At 55.2% G+C, this 13,906-nt stretch carries 8 protein-coding genes and 4 pseudogenes; 7 read left to right on the top strand and 5 right to left on the bottom strand.

The window, feature by feature from the left end:
- Positions 1-857 precede the first annotated feature (857 nt).
- From RHE_RS31015 to RHE_RS32795, 3 genes are all read left to right on the top strand, one after another.
- Positions 858-1,883 (top strand): LLM class flavin-dependent oxidoreductase, encoded by a 1,026-nt coding sequence (locus tag RHE_RS31015; protein ID WP_011053483.1) that lies wholly within the window; start codon positions 858-860, stop codon positions 1,881-1,883.
- 151 nt (positions 1,884-2,034) lie between these two features.
- The gene (gene nodD3 / locus RHE_RS31010) at positions 2,035-2,943 is read left to right on the top strand and encodes a transcriptional regulator NodD3 (RefSeq protein ID WP_004677763.1); all 909 of its coding nucleotides are present in this window, start codon (positions 2,035-2,037) and stop codon (positions 2,941-2,943) included.
- An 81-nt stretch (positions 2,944-3,024) separates the two neighbouring features.
- Positions 3,025-3,372 carry a hypothetical protein gene (locus RHE_RS32795; RefSeq protein WP_011053482.1) on the top strand — a complete coding sequence of 116 codons (348 nt, stop codon included), beginning with the start codon at positions 3,025-3,027 and terminating at the stop codon, positions 3,370-3,372.
- On the opposite strand, the gene nodD2 is transcribed toward RHE_RS32795, so the two are convergent.
- Complete coding sequence (gene nodD2, locus RHE_RS31005) at positions 3,352-4,308, bottom strand: transcriptional regulator NodD2 (RefSeq protein WP_004677768.1); 957 nt, start codon at positions 4,306-4,308, stop codon at positions 3,352-3,354. The two genes, RHE_RS32795 and nodD2, sit on opposite strands and share 21 nt — an antisense overlap.
- Before the next feature lie 387 nt (positions 4,309-4,695).
- Between nodD2 and RHE_RS34025 the strand changes: the two are divergent.
- Positions 4,696-4,862 (top strand): annotated as a pseudogene (locus RHE_RS34025) (IS3 family transposase); the annotation flags it as partial.
- 111 nt (positions 4,863-4,973) lie between these two features.
- Here RHE_RS34025 and RHE_RS30995 read toward each other — a convergent pair.
- From RHE_RS30995 to RHE_RS30980, 3 genes and pseudogenes are all read right to left on the bottom strand, one after another.
- Positions 4,974-6,563 (bottom strand): class I tRNA ligase family protein, encoded by a 1,590-nt coding sequence (locus tag RHE_RS30995; protein ID WP_011053481.1) that lies wholly within the window; start codon positions 6,561-6,563, stop codon positions 4,974-4,976.
- 167 nt (positions 6,564-6,730) lie between these two features.
- Positions 6,731-7,921, bottom strand: a pseudogene (locus RHE_RS30990) (IS3 family transposase).
- Between the two features lie 261 nt (positions 7,922-8,182).
- Positions 8,183-9,097 carry a hypothetical protein gene (locus RHE_RS30980; RefSeq protein WP_010034735.1) on the bottom strand — a complete coding sequence of 305 codons (915 nt, stop codon included), beginning with the start codon at positions 9,095-9,097 and terminating at the stop codon, positions 8,183-8,185.
- Positions 9,098-10,034: 937 nt separating this feature from the next.
- On the opposite strand from RHE_RS30980, the gene nodA reads away from it, so the two are divergent.
- Positions 10,035-10,622: a nodulation N-acyltransferase NodA gene (nodA, locus tag RHE_RS30975; RefSeq protein WP_004679687.1), complete on the top strand. Its 588-nt coding sequence runs from the start codon at positions 10,035-10,037 to the stop codon at positions 10,620-10,622.
- A gap of 410 nt (positions 10,623-11,032) precedes the next feature.
- Here the strand turns inward: nodA and RHE_RS34020 are convergent.
- A pseudogene (locus RHE_RS34020) lies at positions 11,033-11,491 on the bottom strand (GDP-mannose 4,6-dehydratase).
- Between the two features lie 231 nt (positions 11,492-11,722).
- On the opposite strand from RHE_RS34020, the pseudogene RHE_RS33150 reads away from it, so the two are divergent.
- Positions 11,723-12,666 (top strand): annotated as a pseudogene (locus tag RHE_RS33150) (IS630 family transposase).
- Positions 12,667-12,916: 250 nt separating this feature from the next.
- Positions 12,917-13,810 carry a nitrogenase iron protein gene (nifH, locus tag RHE_RS30955; protein WP_004675840.1) on the top strand — a complete coding sequence of 298 codons (894 nt, stop codon included), beginning with the start codon at positions 12,917-12,919 and terminating at the stop codon, positions 13,808-13,810.
- The last annotated feature ends 96 nt before the right edge of the window (positions 13,811-13,906 follow it).

Raw genomic sequence — 13,906 nt, 5'->3', positions numbered from 1 at the left:
CTCTAACCAAAATTGGTCCAGTTTGAAGGGTTGAGAGCAATTTCCCTATCGTAAAACCTGTGATCCTATGAAGTTAAGATGGGGAATGTTAAGGACATACAACAGCGTGCACGAAAGACGCGGAAGCCAACTGCGTCACATCTATTTCTGGTATCGGCGCTGTTGCGCTGCGGCCAAAACCGCACTGGCTCCTGATCCTTCCACCTTCGGAAGGGGCCGTGATCTCGCCTGGGTCGACCGTATGCTAGTTCGATCAGCAACCCTTTGACGGTGAAGATTCCTGGTTATTCACCTGGTGGATCAATGCCATACAAACAATCAATTTTACGAAGCCATGGGATGTTATTAAACACCTCGATTATGAATTGGGGACCCCATGATGTTGCTCCACCGAGAGCAGCCGAGGGCAAGGTCACAGACCTGGCCGGTAAATGGAGACGAACATGGCCAACGTGGAACTGCAGAAGGCGCTCTCGTCTGCCAATCAAGCGCCGAGACATAGCTCTGGGTCCTTTCTTCGCCTACTGCAGGAGCCTCGTCGCATTAAACCGAATACCAGCTTTAACACATTTGGGTCGCCACAAAAGCTGAACAACCACTATCCGATCTTGCCAATCCTTGGCTTCTCAAAAGTGAACGGAGCTGTGGGTATGCGAGATGGGGTGTTACCCACCGCGAAGTCATACATGAATACGAATGATTCAATGTCATTTCAACGTGAGCATTATGATTAGCTCATCGGCGTCAGCATCGTTTTTTAGAACCAGCAGCTTTTCGATGATTCCTGGCGAAAGACATCGGGGCCACCCTCCGGTCTTGGTCACCGAAAATTCGCCGCCAAACTTGGAGACATTTAAATGACAAACTCTCTTCCCGCAAAGCTGATGGTTGGTATCTTCGACCATTTGGACGAAGACGGAAGGGAGATTGGGCGCCAGTATGAAGATCGGATGAAGTTGGCAGAGGTCTGCGATCGCCTTGGCTTTTATGGATATCACGTCGCAGAGCACCACTGTACTCCCCACGGCAGAGGACCTTCGCCGAATCTATTTCTAGCAAGCGTAGCTCAGCGCACGCAGCATCTTCGTCTCGGTCCTTTGGTTATGCTGTTGAACCTTTATCATCCGTTACGTGCGTTTGAAGAAATTTGCATGCTGGATCATCTGAGCGGTGGCAGGCTCGAGTTGGGCATGGGGCGCGGCTCCTTACCAATCGAATGGAGCTTTTTCGGTATTGATGAGGAGGTGGCGACATCGCGCTATCTCGAAGCCAGCGAGATCGTCATCCAAGCGATGAAGGAAGGAGCTCAGGCTCTTTCCTACAAAGGCGACCACTTTGAACTAGACAAAGTCCCGTTGATGTTGCGGCCACACCAACGTCCTCAGCCTCCGAGATGGATTACAACCAGTCGTCCTGAGGTTGCGCGCTGGGCGGCTGAGAACGATACAAATCTTGCCTGCGGGGGCCCTGCTTCTGCTGTTCGCCAGATCACTGATGCCTACCGAGCACACGAGAGACGTACCGCCGGGGGCAGGAAACGGGCGCCGTTCCTTGGGTTGGTCCGAATGGTGGTGGCCGGCAGCACGACGAAGCATGCCATTTCGCTCGCGGCCCCGGCTTATCAACGGTGGCTTCGGAGCTTTAGGTTTCTGTACGAGATTAACGGGATACAGACTCCTCAGAACCTCCCGCCGGATTTTGATGCAGCAGTAGACTGTCAGTTGTGCGTAGTTGGTACTGCTGCTTCAGTTAGGCAAGATCTTCTCGATCATGTCGAGGAAGCAGGTGCTAATTATCTTCTTTGCCAGCTGGCGTTTGGTGATTTGCCATTGGAGGCTTCCTATTACACTGCAACGAGCGTTCACTCTGGAGTTATGGCTTAATCTGGACTGGCCTCAGGTTGCTTTCCGATCACAGAGATTAAGTCTCTGTGGCCGCGCCCTCAAATCGATTGAGGAGCGTCAAGGCGAATTCAGCCATCGCCGTAGGAACAGCCATTGTGGAATGGGCTGCACTATTGGATAGTTAAAAGATATGCGATTTAAGGGCCTCGATCTAAATCTCCTTGTCGCGCTCGATGCACTAATGATTGAGCGCAACCTTACTGCGGCGGCACGTAGCATTAATCTGAGCCAGCCCGCAATGAGTGCAGCTGTCCGCCGGCTCCGCTCCTATTTCCGCGATGAACTATTTACGATGCGTGGTCGTGAGTTCGTTCCAACTCCGCGTGCGGAAGACCTCGCGCCTGCGATTCGTGAGGCTTTACAGCATATTCGGCTCAATATCATACCCTGGGATAAATTTACTCCTGATCAATCAGATCGTCATTTCCGAGTAAGCTTATGCGATTTCGTTACAGTTGTTCTTTTTCAGAAGATACTGGAGCGTCTTGCGCGGGAAGCACCCGGCATTAGTTTTGACTTGCTGCCTCTTACTGACAATCCAGACGAGCTTTTGCGACGCGGCGACGTAGACTTCCTTATTAGCCCACCGCTATTCATGTCGAGCGCGCACCCTAAGATAGATCTATTTCAGGAACGACTGACTTGCGTCGGCTGCAGTAATAACAAACAACTTGAGGAAGCCCTTACTGCCGAGGAGTATTCTTCAATGGGGCACGCGGTAGTTAGGTTCGGTCGGACGCAGCAGCCTACCATAGAAGATTGCTTCTTGCAGGAGCATGGCCTCAAGAGGCGGGTCGAAGTCGTTGTTTCAAGCTTTAGCATGATCCCCGCCGCCCTAATGGGCACCGATCGCATCGCAACCGTTCCGTTACGACTAGTTGGGCTTTTTGAGGACACGATACCATTGCGGATGACTGCGCCCCCGATAGCGCTGCCGACATTCACCGAGGCAGTCCAATGGCCGGTACTTCACGACAAAGATCCGGCAAATATCTGGATGCGAGATATAATGGTTCAGGAGGCAGCGCGATTGCCGTGACCATCCTGAAACCTAGGAAGCTGGGCTGCATTGGGAGCGACGACCCGCGACGCGGCCGATTAGCTGAAGACGGCACCACCTGTGAGTGACCCGCAGGCCATTTTATCGACGAAGCTGAGCGCTACGCCCGTCGCCGATCGGCCGCCCTTCGGACGATTGCGCGACGTGCTGTCTAGCACCTTCGGCGGCAAATCGAAGGGTGCTGGGGGACCACAATTGCTCCGCACCGCAACCCGCCGCTACCGCCGCAAATACAGCAACCTAAAACCGTCGGAGCGAACTCAAAACTGGATAAAACTTGGGGGCAAGGTCAGCGGCCTTCCCCGGATGGATACCTTTGAAAAGCCTCTTTGGTGGCTGTTGAACTTATTCGGGCTCGGGCGGATCTTACTCAAGCAGGAACCTTGGTCAGGAACCGGATTGTTGTAGCAACCCATGTATTTTAGGTGCGTTGGAGGACATCATACGGGAAGCTTCCTCAACCAATATCTCCCTGAACCAGATGCTCCCTGGATCGGCATTATGGAGCGCTGGCCATTGAACAGCTTCTGTGAAGACGGGGAGCGGTAACGGAAGGTTGATGATCCGCAAAGGGAAAGTACTTTCGTAATGCTCGACTAAGCGAAGCGGTAGGTTAGCTATGCGGTTCGTGCCACGCAGGACTGGTGGTATTAAGCTAAACCCTTGCACGACGACCTCCACCCGCCTCTGAATACCATTCTCGAGCAAGAACCAGCCCTCGACCGATGGCTTCAAAAAGCGCCCAAACGCGGCAGCGACGTGTCCCGTGGAGACATATTGCTCGATCGTCAGCGCTGAAGGTAGGTCCACATTTGTCGAACAGGCTACACATACAAACTTCTCTGTGAACAGTTTTGCGCTCGGGTGTGCTCCCGAGAGAAAAAATTCAGGCACGATGAGGAAGTCGACGTCACCGCGGCTAAGCATCTCGTACGGATCACTATCCAAAGGCAGCAACTCAAAGCTGACTGCGGGCGCTTCTCGAGCAACTCGCTCAATGATTTTATTGAAGTATATCAGCATCATGAAATCGGACAGAACTATTCTAAAGCATCTGTCAGACTTCGACGGGTTAAACGGCTCCCAAGAGATGATTGAGCATTGTACCTGCAAGAGAGTTTCACGCACTGCCGAGGCAAGTCCTTCGGCACGGGGCGTCAGCCGAAGTTCTCGACCATTCATTGTAAACAATTCGTCGCGGAAATAGTCCCGAAGCCTACCAATGGCGGCACTCATTGCTGGTTGACTTAGATTGATACTACGTGCGGCAGCCGTTAGGTTGCGCTCGGTCGTGAGCGCATCCAATGCAACGAGCAGGTTTAGATCAAGGCCCTTGAAACGCATCTTTAGTCACATCCAAACAACGGATATTTTATATCCAAACAATCGATTTTTCCAGTACAGAACCTTCCAGCATAGATCCAATGAAGGTTCGTCAAAAAGGCTTAGGTTAGTTTGGTGATCAATTAAGTAGGCCGCATAGTTACGATAGACGTTATAGTTGCAGATAATCCACTTTAAATATCGAATGGCACCTTAGCAATAGGCGATGTGGAGCGGCGTCACCGAGCGACATGAAATGCTAGTGAACGGATGGGCGGAAGTAGGTTCATCATATCGCGATACCGGAGAGGCTTTGCCGTACGCTGGCTATCGACTGGCGGGCTCCTTCTGTTTGGAAGCATGTTCAAGATATTGGTGGCGTGCCAGTAATTTGTGATGAAAAGATCAACGCGCCTGAAGGCGCTTGAGGAAGAGAACGCCACACTGAAGAGACTGCTCGCCGAGCAGATCCTGGATACGGCCCCACTTCCCGAGCTCCTTAAAAAATAGAAAGGCCCGCCGCCAAGCGCGACGCCGTCGCACGCCAGAAAGCCGTCGTGGGCCTTTCGGAACGAAGTAGGTCGCCCGACTGCCGCCTTGCGTTCTCCGCTATCGAGATGCCGTCATCCGGTCGGCGTCCGCGTTACTCGCCTCGGGATCGTCAAAGCGGTTGCCGTCATTAAAAGCTAAGAATTCGGCCGGACTTGCCTAAATCGTCTTTCATAAGCCTCTATGAAGGCTTCCGGAATCGGGTCGCTAAACAATGGGAAATCAACCGGTTTGCGTAAGCCGGTGCTTGGCCGGATAGTGCCGCCATCGAGCCCCGGCCGCCATCCGGCTCCGAAAAAGAAAGCACCATACCGCGCCGCAAGCATCGGGGTCACAGGATTAAGAAGGCTTAGAAATACGGAAACTTCCGCTGCGCTGACTGAGGTATCTGCCCTTGAAAAAGACGCAACGTCGAAAAAGGCGTCTATGGCGTCCATGGCATCCCAGACGCGCAAGTCCTGCACCGCTTCGGAATATCGTTTAACATTGTGGTTCTGCTCGACTGTCAGCTTGTCGGCCGTCAGCGTCTCGTTACATCCGGCGTACTTGCGCAAAGCCGTTTCGAAAGCACGAATTCTAGCCGCGGTCTGAAGCAGCCCCTCGATCAGAAAATCGTTGTCGTTTGCGCCAAATGGCTTGGCGATGCTAGCCAAATAGTAGCGCAGCACGTTCGTGTCGATATCTGCTGCCACCTCGTCAGCCCACACAGCGTGGTCACGGCTAGTAGAAAATTTCGCGCCTTCGAGCTTATAAAAGTCCTGAATTGCATGGTTGTATGGAATCGCATAACCGCGCGAGAACAAACTAGCAGTAACGCCGATCGTGTAATAAAACCGGTTATCCTGACCCATGAAGAATACGAGTCTCGTGCTCGCGTTGCGCATAGTGTCATCGAGATCTGCGCCATTTTGCTTGCAGAGGCGTTCGATTCCTGTCTCATAGCACCACAATCCTTCAAACCAAGTCATTAAAGTTTGGCCTGCCACCTCCACCGGGGAGTTCAAAGTCACACCACGGTCGAAATGCCGCGACATCGGCAATGCCATCAGTTTTGACCGTAGCCAGTCAAGTTCTTTGCGCTTTATGGATTCCGGCCATCCGCTCGCCTCAATGGCGTGATCGAGCCCCGGAGCAAATTTTTCAAGCTCAAAATGAACCTGTCGAATCGGGCGCAAGATAAGGCTCTGGCCGCATGTCGTGTGAATCGGGTTGCGTAGTAGATTGTGTTGCAGCGCCGAGCCGCAATCTTCGCAAAGGTTACTATCTGTTGGCGCGTTACAAGCTGGACACTCTCCGACCGCGAGTGAGTCTGCGGCGAACTCTTCGCACGTCCCGCAATACAGTTGCTCTCCGTCGCGCAGCTCAACGTAGCCGGACGCTCTTAGTTGGTCGTAGATCGCCAAGCTGCGGTCTTTGTGGTCTTCGCTTGAAGTCCTTACAAATACGTCCGGTTCAATATCAACTGACCGCAGACACTGCAGAATTTCTTCAATGTGCATGTGTGCGACGTCATCAACCGGCCTGCCAAGCTTTCGGGCTTTCACCAGCGTGTAAGTGCCATGTTCGTCCGCACCTGTCACGTGATAGGCCGCGTTGCCTACCATGCGGTGGTAGCGTACGAACACGTCGGCGAGAAGGTACACGCCACCTATATGCCCAAGATGCAGCTTGCCGTTCGGGCACGGCGGCGCCGAGCAGGCAAAAAAAGTATGTTGGTTTGCTCTCAATTCAATCCCACCATATCGAAAGGAACTTTAAGCTGGTTTGAGGGCTGCTATTTTTGATCGCGTGTTTTTGGTGCGGCGCTATATAGACCATCGTGTCCCCACTGACTGCGGAGGTTTCTCCATCGGATTGAAACACGCCGCTGCCCGAGTGACCTGCCACGGTACTTTCACCCAGCAGCGACTAGAGCCCCGGCGGTTTTGAGTACGCCAAGTGGCGCGGTGTGAGCAACCGGCGGAAACGCGAAGCTTTCATCTTGCGCAGCGTTGGAGCCGGTTGCGGCGATGGTCCCGGCAAAGTCTGCCGGGGTTTTGTATCCAAGCGATGAGTGCGGCCGGAAATGGTTGTAATCGTCCGCCCATTCAGCAATGGCGCTGCGGGCATGATCGAGGCCGAAGAACAGGCTTTCATTGAGTAACTCGTCGCGCATCCGACCGTTGAAACTCTCGACATAGCCGTTCTGCATCGGCTTTCCCGGCGCGATGTAGTGCCACTCGACCTTGTGATCCTTCGACCAGGCAAGGATGGCATTCGACGTTAGTTCGGTGCCGTTGTCGGAGACAATCATTCCTGGCTTGCCGCGTCGTTCGATCAGCGTCGTCAGTTCTCGGGCGACACGTCGACCGGAGATGGATGTGTCCGGGATCGCCGCCAGGCATTCGCGCGTTACGTCATCGACGATGTTGAGCACGCGAAACCTCCTTCCGCAAGCGAACTGGTCGTGCACGAAGTCTAGCGACCAGCGGGCATTGGCCTTCGCCTCGACCAGAAATCGGAGCACGCGTGCGGACAGCACGGCGTCTGGCTTTCCGCTTGCGAACGGAAAGACCTTCCTCGCGATAGAGCCGGTAGATGCGATTGACGCCGGACGGCTCTCCGTCCCGCCGAAGCAGGACGAACAGTCGCCGGTAGCCGAAACGCCGTCGCTCATTGGCGAGGTCGCGCAGCTTCGCTCGCAATTCTACCTCCGGCGGTCGGCAGGACCGATATCGCACCATCTTCCGATCCGCAGATATAATCTGGCAGGCCCGCCGTTCCGAAAGACCCATGACGGTCTTCAGATGCGCGACGGCGTCGCGTTTGGCGGCAGGCCCTACCATTTTTTTGCAAGAAGCTCGCGAAGTGCGGCTGCATCCAGCATCTGTTCGGCCAGCAGCTTCTTCAGTCTCGCGTTCTCGTCTTCAAGCGCCTTCAGCCGCTTCGCCTCGGAGACTTCCATGCCGCCGTATTTGGCTTTCCAATTATAAAATGTTGCTTCTGAAATTCCGTGCTTGCGGCAGAGGTCGGCCACCTTCGCGCCAGCCTCCTGCTCCTTCAGCACCGCAATAATCTGCTCTTCCGTAAATCTCTGCTTCTTCATTCATCCGTCCTTTAATGGGCCGGACTCTAATCCATTCTGGAGGAAATTCGCAGTGGCAGGTCATTTGGTCTCGATGTTGCACAAGGAGCCAATTCCAGCGGCCACGAAGTACTTGGTATGCACCCGTGGGAACAACATGGGCGCTTCAATTGAACGGAAACTCAAATTTATGGCTGGCTCTGACAAATTACGGACGATCAGCGATAGTTCGGGTCTCCAGCGGGATTGCAGCATGAGGCCGGCAGTCAATACCAAAGGACATTACTGCGACTTCGCCGAATGCCGGTAATAGACATCCGCCAGAATGTGGTGGTCATGGCGGTAGACTTCGGCCATGATATTATAGAGGCTTGGATCGTGAGCCTCGAAATCTTCTGATGTGGCAATGGTGAGATTGCCTCGGCTGTAAGCCAAGTTCGTATTGAACCAAAATCGCGTGCCCTCGGCCCAATACTCATCGACGTTGTTCTCCATATAGGAACACGCCCAGAGGCCTTTCTCGTAGGCGTGCGAATAGGCACGTTCAACTCGTGCAACGAGATCAGGATCTACCGTGCGCAGCGCGTTGAAAATATTATGTGAGAATTCGTGAACAAGAATGTTCCCGCCGTAATACCGCGTGCCCGGCACGCCCATCAAATTCTCCACAGCTCCCGTCGTGTAGAGCCCGCCCATGCCGCGCGCCCTTTGTGCCCAGTAGTCTCGGGCAGTCATCTTGCCGATCGTGTTGGCGTAATCCCGCCGCTCGTCAGGGGTGAGACGTGGATCATCGGGAAGAGGCTTCTTCCAATCCCGCTGCTCGGGAATATCAGTCGTCGTCTCGTCAATTGCCATGACGCCCACCCGCGCTCCAGCCTGGATTAAAGCATCGCGGACATCACGGCGTTCTGACAACATGTAGAGGACAATGTCACGTGAGATCAATAGTGCCGTGTCTGGAACCTTGTTTGACGAAATAATAGGTATGCCCGCTGCGTCAGCATATTTGGCATAAAATGGATCCAGATTGAGTGATGTCGGTGGGCTGCGAACTATGAAAGTCTCGAAACTCGATACATCAGCCGCGGACAAAGGCGAGTCAGATAAGACATTCTCAGCGCCGCCGAGTCTGCCTGCGGATGCAGCAAGAAGGTACCCACCGCACAACACCATCCCCATCGAGCATACATCCATCATCGTGACCTCTCGTTAACGGCTGTCTTTCGTGAGACGACGCAACAACCGTGCCAGTCACTAAGTATTTCCTCGGGGGCTCATCGGCGCCGCCGGCTCTGTACCAGACCATGTGCGTGACGATCGGCATCCGGTGACCAGGGTATGACGATCACCTCATACCGTTATCTAGGAGAAAATTGCGATCTCGCGGCCGCCTCGCCAGTCCTGGGAGGCGTTTGCTGTGTCCGGGGTCCTAAAAGCTTGCACCGGAAACGCACTGATCTGCGAATCCATTCCTGTACCCATCATCTTCTCCCGAGGTCGGGATCGCCAGGCAAGTATGTCCTCTGGCAATCTTCGCCGATACCCAGCGTGCCGGTCCATGGGCTGCGATAGCCAAAGCGAACCAGGGCGTTTTGCGAGGGGAACCCCTTTCAGATTCAACAGGAGAATGCTGCTGCCTATCGCCGCGTCCCATTTTGTGTGGAATCAGACTGTCGCAAACCGAACATTCCGAAAAAACCCCTCCGCCAGGTCGGGTCGTTCGACGACTTTCGACGCCGGGATAGACCAGCCCGGTTCCGCCGATGGTTCTAATGTGATCTCGACAATTTGCCTGATTATCGCCGAAAACGTCTTTGGCTTGCTTCTGCCTGAGTAGCGAGCCTCTCAGTCATGGTCAACTTTTCAGTTCAATGTCCTGGATGCCTGATCAAGATGATCCAGCATGATGGACAAGGCGGCATGTTCACGAAGAAGTTGGAGCCCGGCCGCTTCATCTGGCGTCGGCAGCCGATGGCAGGCCGATTGATTGGAACGCATCCATTGGACGGATGAGTTCCATCCAAACAAATGATTTCACCAGCTTATACCAGTGCCATTAGAAGCGCCCCAACGAGTGCGTATCAAGTAGTTGCTCTGTCGACGCCTGGACAGAGTATTAAGTGGAGGTTTAGGTATGAGCCCTCAGGTGCGGTGGAAAGTGTGCTGGGAAAACGAGTTGGAGCTCTCTGACCACACGGAGCTCGCAGATTTCTTTCGGAAGACCTATGGGCCAACTGGAGCTTACAACGCCCTTCCATTCGAAGGTGCTCGTAGTTGGTCAGGAGCTAGGCCCGAGCTTCGCGTAATAGGCTATGATGCGCACGGTGTGGCCGCTCACATGGGGTTGTTGCGTCGTTTCGTTCGGGTTGGCGAGGTCGATCTACTCGTATGCGAGCTTGGATTGTGGGGCGTGCGTCCAGATCTTGAGGGGTACGGCATTAATTCGATGCGCATTGTTTACCCAGTGCTGCAGCAACTTGGCGTTCGGTTTGCGTTCGGCGGTGTTCGGCAGGCGTTGCGCAACCTTGTTCTCAGGCTCTGCCGAAATGGTCTTGCGACGGTTTTGGAAGGGGTACGCGTGCGATCCACCCTTGCCGATGTTTATCTCAACCTCCCGCCGACGCGCTGTGAAAACGTAATTTTGGTAGTATTCCCAATAGGATGCTCAATGAGTGATTGGCCATCGGGGACCTTGATCGAGCGGAATGGCCCTGAGCTATGAAAGAGCATGGTCCCATAGCTGAAGTTATCCGAAGAGACGGTGGCGGCCCAGTGATCGGTGCGTCTATTTAACCCTCGATGACGGACCGACCCACACGATGACACATCCCGCACCTTTCGATCTGCGAACGCTTAGACGTCAAGCGTGAGATATTCGAGACAAGCAGGACCATCAGGAACATATGCCCCGAAGCCTCGGTACCGCAATCCGGGCACCTGGTGGAAGTATGAACATCATCGGCTAATGCCGTATTTTTGCGCGCTCGCGGGTTCACGATCCGCGCTCCTCGTTCGACCCGCTAACTGACGCCACTGCCGCAGAGCACGGCATCGGAGCCTGCGCACAAGCGCACTGCCGACCATACTGCGATGGCCGACAACCCAGATCTTCTTGTTGGACAAGTCGTACACTCAGAGCTCTTCCCGGCTGTTCAGGGCCTTCCAGTGCTTGACATCCTCGCGCACCATCTCGGCGACGAGCTCCTGAACCGGGGCCTTGTGTTGCCAGCCCAGCTTCTGGCGGGCCTTGGTCGGATCACCGGCAGAAGATCAACTTCCGTCGGGCGGAGGTATCGAGGATCGACTTCAACAAGGCAGGCACCGGACGCGGAGTCGTAGCCAGTCGACGCCGGACGCCTTCCATTCCAAAGTAATGTTCACGTCGGCAAAAGCCCGCTCGAGAAATTGGCCGACACTCGTCGTCTCGCCGGTCGCCAAGACGTGGCCATCCGGTTTGTCCTGCTGCAGCATGCGCGACATGCCCTCGACATACTCACGTGCGTGGCCCCAGTCGTAGCTCCTGGCGCTGTTTTTGGCCAGCTGTCGGGCGCGGCGGGCCTGCGCGATCGAAGTTGGCTTGTTCAGCCACAAGGCGAAGCTCTATCACCTGGGCGCTCGCAGCGTCTCCCGTGCGATACGCCATTTCTCTCTTGGCTACAGGGATGTGCGATTGTCTCCTGTTTTCAAAGCTCTTTGTCCTGCTGATGGTCGCGGTCGCGCTGGCGCGCGGTCGACCTAGACATGTCCTGCGATTGATGAATCGATTGTGAGGTGACGAGAGCGACCGAAGCTGATTCAACATCCACAGCGGAGAAGTGGATGATGGGACAGGCCCTGAGCGATGATCTCCTAATACGGGTTTTGAAAGCGTCTGCGGCGGGCATGTCGGCTCGACAGGCTGCGGCTCGTTTCGGAGTTGGGATTTCGACGGCGATCCGCTGGATTGAAGAGCGAAAGAGGGTGAGTTAACTGCTCTGCCACAGAGCTGGAGACGACCTTCGGCAGTGGATGCACACGAGGAATTCGTTGTCGCGTTGATCAACGAGCGTAGGGATGTGACGCTCGATGAGATGGTTGAGCGCTTGTCCGTCGAGCGGCAGGTGAAGATCAGCCGCAGCGCACTTGGCGCCTGGCTTCGAGGCCGTGGGTGGACCTTTAAAAAAAGACCGCACACGCACTGGAGCAGGACCGACCGGACGTCCTGAAGCGCCGGCGCGCCTGGTTCGATGGTCAATTGGACCTCGATCCGGAGAAACTGATCTTCATCGACGAAACCGGCCTCTCGACCAAGATGTCACGTCTGCGCGGACGTGCATTGCGAGGTGAGCGTTTGCCGTGCCGGCGTGCCGCACGGCCATTGGAAAACAACGACTTTCACCGGTGCGTTGCGCCTCAGCGGAATGACCGCCCCATTCGTCTACGATGGCGCGATGAACGGCAACGTCTTCCTTGCGTATGTCGAACAGGTGCTGGTGCCGCCCCTGGAGATCGGCGACGTCGTCATTATGGATAACCTGCCTGCACACAAGATAGCCGGTGTCCGCGATGCCATCGAACGTGCCGGCGCCAAGCTCATGTTCCTGCCGCCCTATAGTCCGGACTTCAATCCAATCGAGAACGCATTCTCGAAGCTGAAAGCCATGTTGCGAGGCCGAGCCGAGCGAAAGATCGATGCTCTATGGGATGCGGTCGGGGCCTTGATACCGCGCTTCACTGCGGCAGAATGCGCAAACTACCTTAAGGCCGCTGGATATGACCCAGATTGAGCAGGATTTGCTCTAGCGGTGCAAGTGATGCCATCACGACACCGTCTGTCGGCTTTGTCTGATCGGCGACATTAGGTTTGTTTGGCAGTTTCCTGTGGTGGTTCGGAGTAACTTTCTGAAACCCAACAAAAGGATCTTTCCTTTGGCTCGATCGGCCCACATGGCACGGGTTTTGAAGATTGCCATGCGAGGCGGCGCGAGCTGCCTGCCTTTTACTCAGCGATGGATGGAACGAAAGAAGGAAGGCGATATGTCAGATTTGCGTCAAATCGCATTTTACGGCAAAGGGGGGATCGGCAAGTCCACCACCTCCCAAAATACGCTCGCAGCGCTTGTCGACCTCGGGCAGAAGATCCTGATCGTCGGATGCGACCCGAAAGCCGACTCCACCCGGCTGATCCTGAACGCCAAAGCACAGGACACGGTTCTGCATCTGGCAGCGCAGGAAGGTTCGGTGGAAGACCTTGAGCTCGAGGACGTGCTCAAGGCCGGCTACAAAGGCATCAAGTGCGTGGAGTCCGGCGGTCCGGAACCGGGCGTCGGCTGCGCCGGGCGCGGCGTCATCACCTCGATCAATTTCCTTGAAGAGAACGGTGCATATGACGATGTCGACTACGTCTCCTATGACGTGCTCGGCGATGTGGTGTGCGGTGGCTTTGCGATGCCGATCCGTGAGAACAAGGCCCAGGAGATCTACATCGTGATGTCCGGCGAGATGATGGCGCTCTATGCCGCCAACAACATCGCCAAGGGCATCCTGAAATATGCCCATTCCGGCGGCGTGCGGCTCGGCGGCCTGATCTGTAACGAGCGCCAGACGGACCGCGAGCTCGACCTCTCCGAGGCGCTGGCTGCCAGGCTCAATTCCAAGCTCATCCACTTTGTGCCGCGTGACAACATCGTCCAGCACGCCGAGCTCAGGAAGATGACGGTGATCCAGTACGCGCCGGACTCCAAGCAGGCCGGGGAATATCGGGCGCTAGCCGAGAAGATCCATGCCAATTCGGGCCAAGGGACCATTCCGACCCCGATTACCATGGAAGAGCTCGAAGACATGCTGCTCGACTTCGGCATCATGAAGAGCGACGAGCAGATGCTGGCCGAACTACAGGCCAAGGAGTCAGCGGTGGTTGCGGCTCAATAACTGCCGCTGTCGACAGGACGCGCTGGCCCTTGCGCCAGCGCGTCCTTCCAAGAAAGCCGCTTCGGCGACGACGACCTAACCCGAACCTTGAAAGGG

Origin of the sequence: Rhizobium etli CFN 42 (genome assembly GCF_000092045.1) — a bacterium.
GTDB lineage: Bacteria > Pseudomonadota > Alphaproteobacteria > Rhizobiales > Rhizobiaceae > Rhizobium > Rhizobium etli.
This window is presented reverse-complemented; position numbering and strand designations above follow the sequence as displayed.

Coding starts and splice junctions, on each gene's coding strand:
- RHE_RS31015 (WP_011053483.1), top strand. CDS start 858: ATGACAAACTCTCTTCCCGCAAAGCTGATGGTTGGTATCTTCGACCAT.
- nodD3 (WP_004677763.1), top strand. CDS start 2,035: ATGCGATTTAAGGGCCTCGATCTAAATCTCCTTGTCGCGCTCGATGCA.
- nodD2 (WP_004677768.1), bottom strand. CDS start 4,308: ATGCGTTTCAAGGGCCTTGATCTAAACCTGCTCGTTGCATTGGATGCG.
- RHE_RS30980 (WP_010034735.1), bottom strand. CDS start 9,097: ATGATGGATGTATGCTCGATGGGGATGGTGTTGTGCGGTGGGTACCTT.
- nodA (WP_004679687.1), top strand. CDS start 10,035: ATGAGCCCTCAGGTGCGGTGGAAAGTGTGCTGGGAAAACGAGTTGGAG.
- nifH (WP_004675840.1), top strand. CDS start 12,917: ATGTCAGATTTGCGTCAAATCGCATTTTACGGCAAAGGGGGGATCGGC.